This window comes from Pseudomonas sp. S3_E10, assembly GCF_054667615.1.
Map to the genome: position 1 here is coordinate 1,965,960 of NZ_CP162743.1, position 15,777 is coordinate 1,981,736.

A 15,777-nucleotide genomic window follows, 5' to 3' on the forward strand; every position below is an offset into this window, starting at 1 on the left:
GCCTATAAAGGTATCCACTGAGACTCGGTTATGTTTGGCCGAAGGCTTGTGTCATGATGATCCGACCGCAGGTTAGTCGTCCTCTTCCTATATGAATAGATCTTCCGCGTTGCTCCTTGCTTTTGTCTTCCTCAGCGGCTGCCAGGCCTTGGCCCCCGTGTCGCCGGACGGTACCCCGCCGGTGGAAGACAGCACTCCCGCCCCTGAAAAGCCCAAGGTTTACTCCTCGTTCAGTGAAGAAACGGTGTTCAGCCTGCTGAGTGCGGAACTGGCCGGCCAACGCAATCGCTTCGACATTGCGCTGGATAATTACGTGACCCAGGCCATCAACACCCAGGACCCGGGAATCTCCGAGCGAGCGTTTCGCATCGCCGAGTACCTGGGTGCCGATCAGGCTGCGCTGGATACCTCGTTGATCTGGGCGAAAAACGCGCCCGATGATCTGGAAGCGCAGCGCGCAGCCGCCATTCAGTTGGCACGAGCAGGGCGTTATGACGACTCCATGGTGTATATGGAGAAAGTCCTGCAGGGCAAGGGTGACACGCATTTCGACTTTCTCGCGCTATCGGCCGCCGACACCGACCAGGACACGCGCAATGGGTTGATGAAAGGTTTCGACCGCCTGCTGCAAAAGCATCCAAAGAACAGCCAGCTGATTTTCGGCAAGGCGTTGTTGCTGCAACAGGATGACGAAGCCGAAGCGGCCCTTAAGCTGCTGGAGCAGAACCCGCCGGAAGAGGGCGAGGTCGCGCCGATCCTGCTGCGCGCGCGCCTGCTGCAGAACCTCAATCGTGGCAAGGAAGCGATTGTACTGCTGGAAAAAAGCATCAAGAAGTACCCGGAAGACAAACGCCTGCGCCTGACTTATGCGCGCATGCTGGTCGAGCAGGACCGCATGGAGGACGCCAAAGTGCAGTTCGCCAGCCTGGTCCAGCAATACCCGGACGATGACGAACTGCGTTACTCCCTGGCGCTGGTGTGCCTGGAAGCCAAGGCCTGGGACGAGGCCAAGGGGTATCTGGAAGAGCTGATTGCCCGGGAAAGCCACGTGGACTCCGCGCACCTGAACCTGGGCCGTATCGCTGAAGAGCGCAACGACCCACAGGCCGCCCTGCTCGAATACGCCCAGGTCGGCCCCGGTAATGACTACCTGCCGGCTCAGTTGCGCCAAGCCGATATCCTGATAAGCAACGGCCGCACCGACGAGGCCGAAAAACGCCTGGCCGCCGCCCGCGATGCCGAGCCGGATTACGCAATCCAACTGTACTTGATCCAGGCCGAAACCTTGTCAGCCAACAATCAGGGCGAGCGCGCCTGGAAACTGCTGCAACAAGCCTTGCTGCAATTCCCCGACGACTTGAATCTGCTGTACACCCGCGCCATGCAGGCGGAAAAACGCAACGATTTGGCGCAGATGGAAAAAGACCTGCGGCTGATCATCAAGCGCGACCCCGACAACGCCATGGCGCTGAATGCATTGGGCTACACCTTGTCCGACCGCACCACGCGCTACGACGAAGCCAAGGTACTGATCGAACAAGCGCACAAGCTCAACCCCGAAGACCCGGCCGTGCTCGACAGCCTGGGCTGGGTGAACTACCGCCTGGGTAACCTGGACGAAGCCGAACGTTTGCTGCGCCAGGCGCTGGAGCGCTTCCCCGATCAGGAAGTCGCCGCCCACCTGGGCGAAGTGTTGTGGGCCAATGGCAAACAGCGCGAAGCACGCCAAATCTGGGAAAAATTCCTCAACGAACAACCCGAAAGCCCCATCCTGCGCGGCACCATCAAGCGCCTGACCGGATCCGAGACCCTTTAAGCTTATGTTCTTGCGCCACGTTGTAATGTTCAGTCTTATCGCCCTGCTCGCCGGTTGCGCAGGCCTGGGCAACCGTGAATCCGTTGAAGGCCAGGGCAACCCGGCGCAATGGAAGCAGCATAAGGATCAGCTAGCCAGCATTGATGGCTGGCAGATCGAAGGCAAAGTCGGGGTGCGCGCACCGAAAGACTCCGGCAGCGGCACGTTGTTCTGGCTGCAACGCCAGGATTATTACGACATTCGTTTATCGGGCCCACTGGGCCGTGGCGCGGCTCGCCTGACCGGGCGTCCGGGGCAGGTGAGCCTTGAAGTGGCCAACCAGGGCCGCTATGAAGCGACGTCACCGGAAGCTTTGCTGCAAGAGCAGATCGGCTGGAAGCTGCCTGTCTCGCACTTGGTGTGGTGGGTTCGCGGCCTGCCCGCGCCGGACAGCAAGAGTCGCCTGAGCCTCAACGGTGACAGCCGCCTGGCCACCCTGGAACAGGATGGCTGGCAGGTCGAGTACCTCAGTTATGTGCAACAAAGCGGTTATTGGCTGCCCGAGCGCATCAAGCTGCACGGTACCGACCTGGACGTGACGCTGGTGATCAAGGACTGGCAACCGCGCAAATTGGGGCAGTGACGTGAGCGTAGACAAACTGACTCTGCCCTCCCCGGCCAAACTGAACCTGATGCTGCACATTCTGGGGCGCCGCGAAGACGGCTACCACGAGTTGCAGACGCTGTTTCAATTTCTCGACTATGGCGATGAGCTGACCTTCGCCGTACGCGACGATGGCGTGATCCAACTGCACACCGAATTCGACGGCGTGCCCCACGACAGCAATCTGATTGTGCGGGCGGCAAAAAAACTTCAGGAACAATCCGGCTGTTCGCAGGGCATCGACATCTGGATCGATAAAATCCTGCCGATGGGTGGCGGGATCGGCGGGGGCAGCTCAAATGCCGCGACCACCCTGCTGGGTCTCAACCACTTGTGGCAACTGGGCTGGGGCCAAGATCGCCTGGCCGCGCTGGGCCTCACGCTGGGCGCCGATGTCCCGGTTTTCGTGCATGGGCATGCGGCTTTTGCCGAGGGCGTAGGGGAGAAACTTACCCCGCAATTCCCCGAAGAGCCGTGGTATGTCGTGCTTGTCCCGCAAGTATCTGTAAGTACAGCAGAAATTTTTTCAGATCCGTTGTTGACACGTAACTCTTCTCCCATTAAAGTGCGCCCCGTTCCCAAGGGAAACAGTCGAAATGACTGCTTACCGGTTGTAGCAAGGCGTTATCCAGAGGTACGTAACGCTTTGAATTTGTTAGGTAAATTTACCGAAGCAAAATTAACCGGAACTGGAAGTTGTGTGTTTGGGGGCTTCCCAAGCAAAGCTGAAGCTGATAAAGTCTCGGCCCTTCTTACAGAGACCCTTACAGGGTTTGTAGCAAAGGGAAGCAACGTTTCGATGTTGCATCGCAAGCTGCAAAGTCTGCTCTAAAAGGAATCGAGTACTGGGTACTCGTTGCAACAGATACAGGGGCGTCGCCAAGCGGTAAGGCAGCAGGTTTTGATCCTGCCATGCGTTGGTTCGAATCCAGCCGCCCCTGCCATTTTCTAATACTCATCCAGGTTACCCTCAGCCTCTAGGTACTGCGCGTGTCCAAGATGATGGTCTTTACGGGGAACGCCAACCCCGATCTGGCTCGACGTGTCGTACGTCAGCTGCATATCCCTCTCGGTGACATCTCTGTCGGTAAGTTCTCCGACGGCGAAATTACAGCCGAGATCAATGAAAACGTTCGCGGTAAAGACGTCTTCATTATTCAGCCGACCTGCGCTCCGACCAACGATAACCTGATGGAACTCGTCGTGATGGCTGATGCCTTCCGCCGCTCCTCAGCGACTCGAATCACAGCTGTAATCCCTTACTTTGGTTATGCCCGTCAGGATCGCCGTCCGCGTTCCGCACGGGTGGCTATCAGCGCGAAAGTCGTTGCTGACATGCTCACCGTGGTAGGCATCGACCGTGTTCTCACGGTTGACCTGCACGCTGACCAAATCCAGGGGTTCTTCGATATTCCGGTAGATAACATCTACGGCTCCCCCGTATTGGTGGATGACATCGAAGATCAGCGCTTTGAAAACCTGATGATCGTGTCCCCGGACATTGGTGGCGTCGTGCGTGCACGGGCCGTTGCCAAATCCCTGGGTGTGGATCTCGGGATCATCGACAAACGCCGCGAGAAAGCCAATCACTCTGAAGTGATGCATATCATCGGTGATGTCGAAGGGCGTACCTGTATTCTGGTTGATGACATGGTCGACACCGCCGGCACCCTGTGCCACGCGGCTAAAGCCTTGAAAGAGCACGGTGCGGCTAAAGTCTTCGCCTACTGCACACACCCTGTGCTGTCGGGCCGAGCGATCGAGAACATCGAGAATTCCGTGCTGGACGAACTGGTGGTGACCAACACCATCCCGTTGTCCGCCGCTGCTCAAGCCTGTGCGCGTATCCGTCAACTGGATATCGCACCGGTCGTTGCCGAAGCGGTTCGCCGTATCAGCAATGAAGAATCGATCAGCGCGATGTTCCGTTAAGGGTCAAACCTTAGCGACATCAACCTGACGAAAAGCGCCCCGCCCCAGCATTCTGTTGGGGCGGGGCTTTTTTGCCCATATCGCCTTTAGCGCTGGTCGCAAACGCTGGGGCGAATGTGGTTAATTTGGAGATACAACATGAACAACTTTACTTTGAATGCTGAACTGCGTTCCGACCTGGGGAAAGGTGCGAGCCGCCGCCTGCGTCGTCTCGCAAGCCTGGTTCCAGCTGTAGTTTACGGTGGCGACAAAGCCCCTGAATCCATCAGCATGCTGGCTAAAGAAGTTGCCAAACTGCTCGAAAACGATGCTGCCTACAGCCACGTTATCGAACTGAACGTTGGCGGCAAAAAGCAGAACGTCATCATCAAGGCCCTGCAACGTCACCCGTCCAAGGGTCACGTACTGCACGCTGACTTCGTACGCGTCGTAGCCGGTCAGAAACTGACCGCTATCGTTCCAGTACACTTTGTTGGTGAAGAAGCTCCGGTCAAGAAAGGCGGCGAGATCTCTCACGTCCTGAACGAAATCGAAGTGACCTGCCTGCCGAAAGATCTGCCTGAGTTCATCGAAGTCGACCTGTCGGCTCTGGAAATCGGCGCAATCGTTCACCTGTCCGACCTCAAAGCCCCTAAAGGCGTTGAGTTCGTTGCACTGGCTCACGGTGACGACAAAGCTGTCGCAAACGTACACGCTCCACGCGTTGCACCAGAAGCTGAAGAAGGCGCTGCAGAGTAATTCACTCTGTCTTGCCGGAGCTTGAGGCAACATCGCGGACCGGAACGTAGCGAGAAAGCGGGCGACAACGCGAAGTTTATCTCTGGATAAGTGAGCTCCTGTCATCCACTTTCGCCGCACTCAGGTCGGCGATGTTATCCACAACTCCAAAGGAAGGGCCCCTGTCGTGACTGCCATTAAACTGATCGTTGGCCTGGGAAATCCAGGCGCCGAATACGAACAGACCCGGCATAACGCGGGGGCCCTTTTTGTTGAGCGTATCGCCCATGCCCAGGGTGTAAACCTGGCGGCCGATCGCAAGTATTTTGGCCTGACCGGGCGCTTCTCGCACCAGGGTCAGGATGTTCGTCTGCTGATTCCCACCACCTACATGAACCGCAGCGGCCAGTCTGTCGCGGCGCTTGCGGGCTTCTTCCGGATCAAACCCGAAGAAATCCTGGTGGCCCATGACGAACTGGACCTGCCACCCGGCGTTGCCAAGCTCAAGCTGGGCGGCGGGCACGGTGGGCACAACGGCCTGCGCGACATCATCGCGCAGTTGGGTAATCAGAATAATTTCTACCGCCTGCGGCTCGGCATTGGCCACCCAGGCGTTGCCAGTATGGTTTCAAATTTCGTCCTGGGTCGTGCGCCACGCGCCGAACAGGAAAAACTCGATGCCAGCATCGACTTTGCCCTCGGCGTGCTGCCGGATATCTTCGCCGGGGAATGGAACCGTGCGATGAAAAACCTGCACAGCCAGAAGGCCTGACTCTTACCGAGGGGAAACACCATGGGATTCAATTGCGGCATCGTCGGCCTGCCCAACGTCGGCAAATCCACCTTGTTCAACGCTTTGACCAAGTCCGGTATTGCGGCGGAGAACTTCCCCTTCTGCACCATCGAACCCAACAGCGGTATCGTGCCGATGCCGGACCCGCGTCTTGACGCGCTGGCAGCCATCGTCAACCCCAAGCGCATCCTGCCAACCACCATGGAATTCGTCGACATCGCCGGCCTGGTGGCTGGCGCATCGAAAGGTGAAGGCCTGGGCAACAAGTTCCTGGCCAACATCCGCGAAACCGATGCCATCGCCCACGTGGTCCGCTGCTTCGAAGACGAGAACGTGATTCACGTCTCCAACAGTGTCGACCCGAAACGCGACATCGAGATCATTGACCTGGAACTGATCTTCGCCGACCTCGACAGCTGCGAAAAGCAATTGCAGAAAGTTGCGCGTAACGCCAAGGGCGGTGACAAGGACGCAGTGGTCCAGAAAGGCCTGCTGGAGCAGTTGATCGCTCACTTCACCGAAGGCAAGCCTGCGCGCAGCCTGATGAAGAACATGGGCGTTGATGAGAAGGCCGTGATCAAGGGCTTCCACCTGCTGACCACCAAACCGGTAATGTACATCGCCAACGTGGCTGAAGACGGTTTTGAGAACAACCCGCTGCTGGATGTGGTCAAGGCCATTGCCGACGAAGAAGGCGCCATAGTTGTTCCGGTGTGCAACAAGATCGAAGCGGAAATCGCCGAACTCGACGACGGCGAAGAAAAAGATATGTTCCTTGAGGCCCTGGGCCTGGAAGAGCCTGGTCTGAATCGCGTGATCCGTGCCGGCTACGAAATGCTCAACTTGCAGACCTACTTCACCGCCGGCGTCGAAGAAGTCCGCGCCTGGACCGTCAAAGTCGGCGCCACCGCGCCACAGGCTGCCGGCGTGATCCACACCGACTTCGAAAAAGGCTTTATCCGCGCCGAAGTGATCGCCTACAACGACTTTATCCAGTTCAAGGGTGAAGCCGGTGCCAAGGAAGCCGGTAAATGGCGCCTGGAAGGCAAGGAATACATCGTCAAGGATGGCGACGTGATGCATTTCCGTTTCAACGTGTAAGTAGTATTCGCGGCTTACCCCGCACTTAAAAAGCCGATGCATTGCATCGGCTTTTTTGTGGGCCATTATTTAACACCCGAACTTTGACGCGTTCGTAATTAGCCACAACAAAACATAAACCTATCTAACTTTTCCTACAGCATTCACGTAACTTCCTACTTCAAGCTCCGTGTGAGAAACCTATAATTTTTCGCGCCAGTGAAGGCGTGGCTGATCACGGCCTTCTCAATCGCGAAACATAATGGAGCACCCCTTCGATGTTGAATTCCTGTCATGGGGAAGTTGAAACGGACATGTCGTTCCTGGAAGACCCAGACATTGAAAGTACGCTTCACAGCACCGCGAAACTCAACATCGATATTTTATTGCTGGGAGAAACCGGCACCGGCAAGGACACGCTGGCCCAACGGGTTCATCGTTTATCGGGACGGCGCGGTAACTTCGTTGCCGTGAACTGTGCGGCCATCCCCGAAAGCCTTGCGGAAAGCCAGTTGTTTGGGGTCAACAGCGGCGCCTTTACGGGGGCGGTGCAGTCGCGGGCAGGCGTTGTGGAAGCCGCTCATCTGGGCACGCTTTACCTCGACGAGATCGACAGCATGCCGTTGAACCTGCAAGCCAAACTGCTGCGGGTACTGGAGTCTCGCGGCGTGGAGCGCCTAGGCTCAACCCGTTTCATCCCGGTGGATATGCGCGTCATTGCCTCAGCCCAGCAGTCGCTGCACCAGATGGTCGAATCAGGCACTTTCAGACGTGACCTGTACTTTCGATTGAACATTGTCAGCCTCCAGCTTCCCGCCCTGCGCGACCAACGAGAACGGATCATCCCGTTGTTTCTCAACATGGTCCGGCAGGAGGCCGAACAGTTCCAATGTCCTGCGCCAACCCCGCCCGCCCAGTTGTTGCAACAAATACTCTGCCATTCCTGGCTGGGAAACATTCGTGAGCTACGTTCGGCCGCCAAACGCTTCGTATTGGGCCTGGCACCGCTCGCAACCCCGATGAGCAACCCACAAGGTAACGAAATAGGCCTCAAGACCCGCCTGCAACAAATCGAAAAAGCGCTGATTGAAGAGTCACTGCAGCGCAACGACCACTGTGTCGATAGCGTGGCGACTGAGTTGGGGGTGGTAAAGCGCACACTCTATTACCGGATGAAACAACTCGAAATATAAACACTACCGCACCAACCGAAATAAATTTAAATATTTCACGCGCAATAAAATGGAACGTTTCATTTGTAACAAACCACCCAAAGCCTGAGCAACTTCAACGTCGCTCAACATGCACAGATAGCAGGTTACTTGCTATCACTCTTTATTTAAAACTTGAAAGGTGATCTATGATCTCTGGCATTGGTGGTAGCGCTGGCAACCAAGCACAATTGGACGCAATCAACGCAGACAAAGAACGAAAAGTGGTTGAAGAAGCAAAAAAAACCGCTGAGCAAGAACTGACCACAGCTAAAGCGGGCCGCATTAAATCCCTGCGATTCGCCTAAGTAAGACGAGCCTCCTCAACCCGCAGGTTGAGGAGGTTTTTACGCTCACTGCAGGCACAGCACCTGATTCGTTCGATAGAGGTTCACATGGATATTACCCATGCCGGGTTTCGAAAAAACGCGACCATCGCTGCCCAGGTCGACACGCCAGACGCGAACAGCGCGGTTTCTGACATTAATTTTTTCAACGCCCAACTCAACACCACCGAACAGTCCGGTAACGGCATTGCGCCCGCCCTGGCCTCTGCCGCATCGCCCTGGGACTCCACTGAGTCGCAAACACTGTCCAGACGCGTATCCAAAGGGTTTCGGGATGCAAGCCAGAACAAGAAGACCAAGGATGCGAACGAGTTTCCCCAATCGCTCGCCGAGGCGCATATAGACGTGATGTCACGCGTCAAGGTCATTGGCGCAATCGCAAAAGGCGTCGATAAAATTTCAAACCTGGGGTAGATGCATGTATCGCCGCCTGATCGCCCTCGTGTTTCTGTCATCGGCGCTGATGCTGACTGGCTGTGGTGAAAGCGTAGAGCTTCATCGCAACATCTCTGAGCAGGAAGCTAACGAAGTCATCGCAGAACTGGCCGATAAACAGATCCGCGCCCAGAAAATCCCAGGCAAAGACGGCGTCGCCGTTCGCGTCAATGCCAGTGACATAAGTCGAGCGGTGCGTACCCTGGACGCTGCGGGGCTGCCCAGGCTGGCCCGTTCGACACTGGGGGACGTATTTCGCAAGGAAGGCGTCATCTCCACGCCTCTGGAAGAGCGTGCACGCTACATCTACGCGCTGTCCCAGGAACTGGAGTCGACCCTATCGAACATAGACGGTGTGATCGTCGCCCGGGTTCACGTGGTGCTCCCTGAACGAGTCGCGCCAGGCGAGCCGGTACAGCCGGCCTCCGCCTCGGTATTCATCAAGCATGACCCGCGATTGGACCCGGACAAAATAAACCCGCGTGTGCGCAGGATGGTGGCCAGCAGCATCCCCGGGATGGCCTCGGCCCTAGACAACACCGTAAAACTGACCGTGATTTTCGTACCGGCCATCGCCTACAAAGAAGAGCAACAGCTGGTGTATTTCGGCCCGTTCCTGGTGCCGGAGCATGACCTGGGGTTTTGGCGCGCCAGCGTTTTATTACCTCTGGTCGCCCTCATCCTGGCTGGCGTTGGCTGGCGGTTATGGCGCCGCGGCAAACAGCCCAACCCTGTAGAGCCTGCATTGGCACAGGCTCATGAGTGAAGACCTGAGTTGGGCAACATGGTGGGCCTTGCCGTGGAAACATGCCCACATCGATTGGCTCACCCAAACGGGCTTTGTCGACGCCGCAGCGCTTTCACGCAGCCATCACCGCCGTGTGAGCAGCCTGTTCGGCATCGAGCCCGAGCTGCCCCCGGCCGCGTCTTCGGCATTGTTACACCTGGTGCTGAGCAGCGCGCAGCAACGGGACCTCGTGCTCATCCTCGTCAATGAGGTGTACAACGCGCCCCATGACAAGCGCTTGAATCAGGAACAACTGCTTTGGTGCCAGCGCTTGGCCAAGGCACTGCCGCCTGGCCCGGCCTCGTCGAGCATCGATGATCCCTTGCAATATCTGCGCGCGTGGGTCGCCCCTGCTATCTGGCAGCGGCTGCGCTTGTGCTTTGCGCGCCCAAGGGTGCTCGAGCTGGAACGACATCCCAAACCGGCGGACACCCATGGCCGGCTGGATACCCTGTGGCAAGCCACTGTCTGGCGCGCAACCTCTCCCACCGTCGATAACACCCTGCGTGCCTCCCAAGAGAATTCCCAGCATGTTTTGCGCCCACAAGATTGAGCTGAAGACCCAGCCTCACGATCTGCCAACGGCGCTGATCCCCAGGCAAATGCTTGCCGAACACTCCCAGGCGCAGCAATTGCTTGATCACGCCCAAACCCAAGCGCAGGCGCTCATACGCCAAGCCGAGGACCAATGCGAGCAGATGCTCGAACGCGCCAGCGATGAGTTCTGGCAGCGTGCCAATGCCCAACTGCATCGTTGGGAGTCTGAGCGCCAGATGATGGTCGACCATCTGGAACACGCCGCGACCTCGGTCATTAATACCGCCATTCGAAGCCTCCTGGAGGAGGCCGTACCCGCTCAACGCCTCAGCGCATTGCTCAATAAGCTGCTGGCGGCGCAACTGCCTGCGGTCGAGGCAAACCTGATGTGCAACCCACTGGACCGCGAGCACGTCGAGCTATGGCTCAACCTGCACTGCAACGTGCCCTGGACACTTCAAGTGGAAGATGGACTCGCCGCCCAGTCGCTGCTGCTTGAGACACAAGAGGGTGGGTTTCACATCAACTGGGCCCATGCCCTCGATAACCTGGTGGTAATCCCCCCCAAGGCCCAGACCAAGTAACAACTTTTATCGCTGGAGCCTTTCTTCTTTTATGAAGTATGTCGGTCAATGGAACTGGCCATCACTCAGGCACCACACAGGAGCAGACCCCCACCGGAGCTCAAGCGATGAATACCGACTCACGCGTATCCAACAGTCTCTACAGAGAGCAAGTCCGTTCCGAAAAGCGCCTCGACCAGATCGGTAGCGAGGTTATTACCAGCGAAGACACTGAAGAATTCGCACGGCTCTTCGAACAGCTCAATGAGCAAAAGTCCGCCCTTGTGAACAACCTGGCGGTGAACTCGACCTATCTCAGCTACAAGCACGAAACGCTTAAATCCGCCATCAATGTCGTCTAGTGACTGGCAGCCAATCCCGGCTGACGTTGGGAGTGGCCCACGAGTACACACTCCGCCGCGGCCCTGGTCTCACCTCGATCAGCCCAGCCTGACGAGTTCCCCGCCAAAGCACTTTCCAACCACCGTGATACCTGGCGCAGCGTCACTGCGCGCCGGAACAAGGCCGGGCGGGAATCTGCGCCCACTTCATTTCGTAAGCTACGGCACTGAAACAGAGAACCTGTCATGTATAGCAAACTCAACAAGCCCACCGGCCTGCGTTTAAACCCGCGCCCTGCGCCAATAAAAAGCCCTCACTGGCGCTGCCTGCTCGCCCTGCCCTTTTTGCTGGCGCCGCTGCACAGCGCGCTTGCCGCTATTCCCACCGAATGGAAAAACACCGCCTATGCGTATGAAGCCGAGCATAAGCCCCTACAAGAAGTGCTGGAGGACTTCGCTCAGACCTTTGGTATACAGGTGCAAATAGACGGCCTGCTGGAGGGGAGCGTGAATGGCAAGATACGCGCCAATACCCCGCAGTCGATGCTCGACAGGCTGGCGGTAGAGCACCGTTTCCAGTGGTTCCTGTACAACAAAACGCTCTATATCAGCACCCTGGACCTGCAGGAGTCCGCGCGTCTGGAGGTGTCTGCCGAGACCGTTGCCGACCTCAAGAGGGCGCTGACCGACATCGGTCTGCTCGATAGCCGTTTCGGCTGGGGTGAATTGCCGGATGAAGGGGTCGTGCTGGTCTCTGGCCCCAAGCGTTACATCGAGCAGATCAAGCAATTCAGCAGCCAGCGTAAATCTCCCGACGAAAAACAGAGCGTACTCAGCTACCCGCTGAAATTTGCCAACGCGGGAGACCGACAGATAGATTATCGCGGCGAAAAACTAACCCTCCCTGGCGTCGCCAGCATGTTGCGTGGGTTATTGGAGCCTCGGGCAACGTCCTCGCTCTCCAGCCTTAACCCCCGCCCCTTCGCATCACAGCCCTCGCCCATCACGCCGAACTTCCCCCGGCTGAGCAACCCGATGCTGGGGCAAATGCTCGGCCAGACGACGAACGCTGGGGAGTTGGGCACGGGAGCGACGCTCACCCCCAGGGCCCCGGTTCCCACAAGCAAAATCCGCGTCGAGGCCGATATACGCAACAACGCCGTGCTGATCTATGACCTCCCGGAGCGACAGGCGATGTACCGCGAGCTGATTGCCCAGCTCGACGTGGCGCGCAAAATGGTGGAAATCGACGCGATCATCCTCGACATAGAACGCGAACAATTGCGCGAATTCGGGATCAATTGGGGCAACCGTCATTTCAGCAGCGACATGAGGCTGGCACCGGGTAGCTCATCGCAGCTGTCGATCGAAAACCGTGACCGTTTCTTTGCCAAAATACGTGCACTGGAGCAACGCGGACTGGCGACCATGGTCTCCAACCCCTCCGTGCTCACCCTGGAAAACCAGCCGTCGGTGATTGACTTCAACCGCACCCAATACCTCACGGCGGGTACAGAAGTCGCCACCGTGCTGCCGATTACAGTGGGTACCAGCCTGCAAGTCGTGCCCAGGGTGATTACCACACGCGGCACTCATCAGGTTCACCTGCTGGTGGATATCGAAGACGGCAACTTCGACGAATCCAACCCCAACCGCCTGGGCCCCGATGTACGCCGGGGCAATGTCAGCACCCAGGCGGTCATGGCGGAAAAGCGCTCACTGGTAGTGGGTGGGTTTCATGTCACCGAAAGCGTCGACAAGCGCAACAAGGTTCCCCTTCTGGGGGATATACCCTTGCTGGGCAAGGCGTTGTTCTCTTCCAGCGAGCGCCAGAACAATCGTCGCGAACGCCTGTTTATCCTGACTCCACGCGTGGTCGGTGATCAAGCCGACCCTTCACGTTACTTGCCGCAGGACGATCAGGTCGAGCTTCAGGCCGCGCTCAAGCCATTAGCCAGGCGTTATGCCGAACACGAGCCGGTCATCAAACGCAGTGACATCACCAGCACCCTGGCCCATCTGGTTGCGGGGGAAGTGCCCCAGGCATTCAAGGCGGCCCCCATGCCACTGGGGCTGGACACCTTGTGCAGCACTCGCGAGCTGCTGGCCATGAATACCGAACGCAGTCAGTGGTACGCCGGCCCGCAGTTCAACGTAGCCGTGGTCGTGCTGCGCAATCAGTTCAAACGCAATGTGCGCATCGACGAAAAAGAATGCAGCAATTCGCAGACCCTGGCGGTCACCGTATGGCCGCGTGCCTGGCTCAAACCCGGTGAAGAAGCCGAGGTATTCATCGCCATGCGCCCGGTAGTCAAAGATGAGTACCTCAGCGTGCCCCGCCCCTCCTTGATCACTCCCGTTCAGAAGGCCACCCCATGAAACACCGCTCGTTGTGCCTCATCTTGATCAGCACAGTGCTGCTTATCAGCGGCTGCAGCCCCACTTGCAGAGGCGACTCCTGCTCCCGCCCACAAGCGACCAAAGACACCATCGTGATCTGGTGGCCACCGCAGATGCGCAGCGAGCCCGGCCCGTCCGGCGAGCGCGCGGACTACCAGACGATCTCGCTGGAACGATGAGTTTTCAGTCGCGCTGCAACCGTTAACGCCCGAGGTTATCGGGTGAGCGGCGCTGCCGCTCACCTGCCCTCGGCCTGGGGCATCCGGCCTGGCACAACGCGGATGCGGCGCTGATCAGCGCAACTCCAGCTCCGGCAACTCCAGGGTTTCGCGCTTGGCCTCATCATCGAGCTCGCGCAACGTACGATAGATCAACGCTACAGCCTGCAAGGTTTCGCGGGGGATGCTCGCACCCAGCTTGTGCGTGTAGAGGGTGCGGGCCAACCACACACACTGAATCACCGGCACCTCGGCCGCCTTGGCCTGCCGGATCAATTCGCGGGCCTCGTCGTCCGTGCCTTTGTTCACCAGCACGGGCAAAGGCGTGTTGCCGGCCGGTAGTACAGGGCCACGGCAAAGTGCGTCGGGTTGACGACCAACATGTCGGCCTCCTCCAATTTGGGCAGCTTGACCTTGGGTTCTTCCTGAGCCAATTGATAGGCCAACGAGCGGCGCTGGCCCTTCACATGCGGGTCGCCTTCCATGTCCTTGTACTCTTTGACGACCTCGACCTGGGTCATGCGCATGCTCTTGGCGAAAAAATGTTTTTGCATCGCCAGGTCAATCAGCGCCAGCACCAGCAGCAACCCCAGGCAGACATGCAGCAAATGGCGGAACAGCGTGATCAGCGCCACGATATAAGTGTGCAGGTCACTGTTGGCCAGGTTGATCAGCGTGCCCAATGACGGCCAGATCACCCCATACAACACCACCCCCAGGAGCACTGCCTTGGCAAGGCTCATCAGCAGGTCCATGACCGCTTTGGCCGAGAACATCTGCTTGAGTTGCTTGAGCGGGTTGATCCGGTTGAAATCGAGCTTCAACGTCTCTGGAGCAAACAGAAATCCGAACTGCATCCAGCCGCTGATCAGCTTCATGAGTATCGCCGTGCCGGCCATTAACAGCGCGAACGAGAAAAACACCTTCAGCCCTTCAAACAGCACTTCTTCCAATGCCCGTGCAAAGGGCTGGGCCATGCTCGACATGGGCAGTGCCATCAGTTGCTGAAAGCGTTGCATGCTGGTTTGGGCGGTGAACAACGCAAGCTCGCTGATGGCCGTGAGCACCAGCAACTTGCCGACGTCCTTGCTTTGGGAAACCTGACCTTTCTTGCGTTGATCGCGCAGCTTTTTGGCGGACGCCGGGTGCTTTTTTCCCCCGAATCACTCATGGCGTCGAGGCCTGAAACATCAGCCCGAGTGAGTGCTTGAGGTCGCCCAGCAGGTTCAGGCGCCCGACGATCAAGTCCTGCAGCAACGCAAAGTACAGCAACAGAACGGCGATGCCCGCGAGGCTCTTGACCGGCGGCGCCAGGGTGCTCACCTGCAATTGCTGACTGTAAACCCCCAACAGTGCGATGCCGAACTCCAGGAGCAGCAGCACCGCAACAAAGGGCGCCACGTAGAGCATCATGTGGTTAAAGGTATCGCTGAGCAGGCCCAGGAAAATGCCGAACCCATTGACGGCCGGCAGCGGCACCCAGGCCGTGGCCGGCCACAGTTGGTAACTGTCCCAGATCACTTGTGTGAGGACGCTCAGCCCCAGCACGGCGATCAGCAGGTAAATCACCAACTGCTTGAACAGATGCCCCACGGGCGTCGCGTCCGGCCCCAGTGAAGGGTTGAGTTGGCCACCCGCCAAGGCGCCACGCTGGTTGTCCAACAGTGCGCCGACTGACTCGAACATCCAGAAGGGCATCGCCAACAGCACCCCCAGCAACATACCCAGGGCCGCCTCCTTGAGTATCAGCCCGAGGATCATCAGCGCAGAGTAGTCCTGGCCCGCCAATACCGCGTGAATACCTGGCGCCGGAATGAACGCCAGGACCATCACGATGGCGTGCCGAGACAAACCGCGAACATGCTGGAAACAGAACGCCGGCACCAGAATGGCACACGGATAGATACGCGCCATGGCGATCAGCAGGCTGGGCAAAAGTTCGAGATAAAGCAGCACG

At 58.0% G+C, this 15,777-nt stretch carries 17 protein-coding genes, 1 tRNA gene and 1 pseudogene; 17 read left to right on the top strand and 2 right to left on the bottom strand.

Going from position 1 to position 15,777, the window contains the following annotated elements; all coding sequences use genetic code 11:
- Window positions 1-91 precede the first annotated feature (91 nt).
- From AB4N98_RS08870 to hrpT, 17 genes are all read left to right on the top strand, one after another.
- Window positions 92-1,816: a tetratricopeptide repeat protein gene (locus AB4N98_RS08870; protein ID WP_065877337.1), complete on the top strand. Its 1,725-nt coding sequence runs from the start codon at window positions 92-94 to the stop codon at window positions 1,814-1,816.
- A 4-nt stretch (window positions 1,817-1,820) separates the two neighbouring features.
- Window positions 1,821-2,438 (top strand): lipoprotein insertase outer membrane protein LolB, encoded by a 618-nt coding sequence (gene lolB, locus AB4N98_RS08875; protein ID WP_017529913.1) that lies wholly within the window; start codon window positions 1,821-1,823, stop codon window positions 2,436-2,438.
- Between the two features lies 1 nt (window position 2,439).
- Window positions 2,440-3,291, top strand: a complete 852-nt coding sequence (gene ispE / locus AB4N98_RS08880; RefSeq protein ID WP_017529914.1) for a 4-(cytidine 5'-diphospho)-2-C-methyl-D-erythritol kinase — start codon at window positions 2,440-2,442, stop codon at window positions 3,289-3,291.
- A 37-nt stretch (window positions 3,292-3,328) separates the two neighbouring features.
- A tRNA-Gln gene (locus AB4N98_RS08885) sits at window positions 3,329-3,403 on the top strand.
- Window positions 3,404-3,449: 46 nt separating this feature from the next.
- Window positions 3,450-4,391 (top strand): ribose-phosphate pyrophosphokinase, encoded by a 942-nt coding sequence (locus AB4N98_RS08890; RefSeq protein ID WP_003171603.1) that lies wholly within the window; start codon window positions 3,450-3,452, stop codon window positions 4,389-4,391.
- Between the two features lie 138 nt (window positions 4,392-4,529).
- The gene (locus AB4N98_RS08895) at window positions 4,530-5,129 is read left to right on the top strand and encodes a 50S ribosomal protein L25/general stress protein Ctc (RefSeq protein ID WP_003171597.1); all 600 of its coding nucleotides are present in this window, start codon (window positions 4,530-4,532) and stop codon (window positions 5,127-5,129) included.
- A 166-nt stretch (window positions 5,130-5,295) separates the two neighbouring features.
- Window positions 5,296-5,880 carry an aminoacyl-tRNA hydrolase gene (gene pth / locus AB4N98_RS08900; protein WP_017529915.1) on the top strand — a complete coding sequence of 195 codons (585 nt, stop codon included), beginning with the start codon at window positions 5,296-5,298 and terminating at the stop codon, window positions 5,878-5,880.
- 21 nt (window positions 5,881-5,901) lie between these two features.
- Window positions 5,902-7,002, top strand: a complete 1,101-nt coding sequence (ychF, locus tag AB4N98_RS08905; protein WP_017529916.1) for a redox-regulated ATPase YchF — start codon at window positions 5,902-5,904, stop codon at window positions 7,000-7,002.
- Window positions 7,003-7,259: 257 nt separating this feature from the next.
- Complete coding sequence (locus tag AB4N98_RS08910) at window positions 7,260-8,174, top strand: sigma-54-dependent Fis family transcriptional regulator (protein ID WP_017529917.1); 915 nt, start codon at window positions 7,260-7,262, stop codon at window positions 8,172-8,174.
- 167 nt (window positions 8,175-8,341) lie between these two features.
- Window positions 8,342-8,500, top strand: a complete 159-nt coding sequence (locus AB4N98_RS08915) for a hypothetical protein (RefSeq protein ID WP_017529918.1) — start codon at window positions 8,342-8,344, stop codon at window positions 8,498-8,500.
- Between the two features lie 87 nt (window positions 8,501-8,587).
- Window positions 8,588-8,953, top strand: a complete 366-nt coding sequence (locus tag AB4N98_RS08920; protein WP_017529919.1) for a hypothetical protein — start codon at window positions 8,588-8,590, stop codon at window positions 8,951-8,953.
- 4 nt (window positions 8,954-8,957) lie between these two features.
- A complete protein-coding gene (gene sctJ / locus AB4N98_RS08925) occupies window positions 8,958-9,740 on the top strand; it encodes a type III secretion system inner membrane ring lipoprotein SctJ (RefSeq protein ID WP_017529920.1) in 783 nt (260 codons plus the stop codon).
- Window positions 9,733-10,314 (top strand): hypothetical protein, encoded by a 582-nt coding sequence (locus AB4N98_RS08930; protein WP_017529921.1) that lies wholly within the window; start codon window positions 9,733-9,735, stop codon window positions 10,312-10,314. Before sctJ ends, AB4N98_RS08930 begins: the two co-directional genes overlap by 8 nt.
- The gene (gene sctL, locus AB4N98_RS08935) at window positions 10,292-10,882 is read left to right on the top strand and encodes a type III secretion system stator protein SctL (protein ID WP_068933662.1); all 591 of its coding nucleotides are present in this window, start codon (window positions 10,292-10,294) and stop codon (window positions 10,880-10,882) included. The genes AB4N98_RS08930 and sctL overlap by 23 nt, the downstream gene beginning before the upstream one ends.
- A 107-nt stretch (window positions 10,883-10,989) precedes the next feature.
- Window positions 10,990-11,223, top strand: coding sequence for a hypothetical protein (locus AB4N98_RS08940; RefSeq protein ID WP_017529923.1), 234 nt, complete (start codon window positions 10,990-10,992; stop codon window positions 11,221-11,223).
- 225 nt (window positions 11,224-11,448) lie between these two features.
- On the top strand, window positions 11,449-13,581 hold the full coding sequence (gene sctC, locus AB4N98_RS08945; RefSeq protein WP_460149376.1) for a type III secretion system outer membrane ring subunit SctC: 2,133 nt from the start codon (window positions 11,449-11,451) through the stop codon (window positions 13,579-13,581).
- Window positions 13,578-13,781 carry an HrpT family type III secretion system protein gene (hrpT, locus tag AB4N98_RS08950; RefSeq protein WP_017529925.1) on the top strand — a complete coding sequence of 68 codons (204 nt, stop codon included), beginning with the start codon at window positions 13,578-13,580 and terminating at the stop codon, window positions 13,779-13,781. Before sctC ends, hrpT begins: the two co-directional genes overlap by 4 nt.
- 114 nt (window positions 13,782-13,895) lie before the next feature.
- On the opposite strand, the pseudogene sctU reads toward hrpT, so the two are convergent.
- Window positions 13,896-14,947 (bottom strand): annotated as a pseudogene (gene sctU, locus AB4N98_RS08955) (type III secretion system export apparatus subunit SctU).
- A 40-nt stretch (window positions 14,948-14,987) separates the two neighbouring features.
- On the bottom strand, window positions 14,988-15,776 hold the full coding sequence (gene sctT, locus AB4N98_RS08960; RefSeq protein ID WP_068933666.1) for a type III secretion system export apparatus subunit SctT: 789 nt from the start codon (window positions 15,774-15,776) through the stop codon (window positions 14,988-14,990).
- Between the last annotated feature and the right edge of the window lies 1 nt (window position 15,777).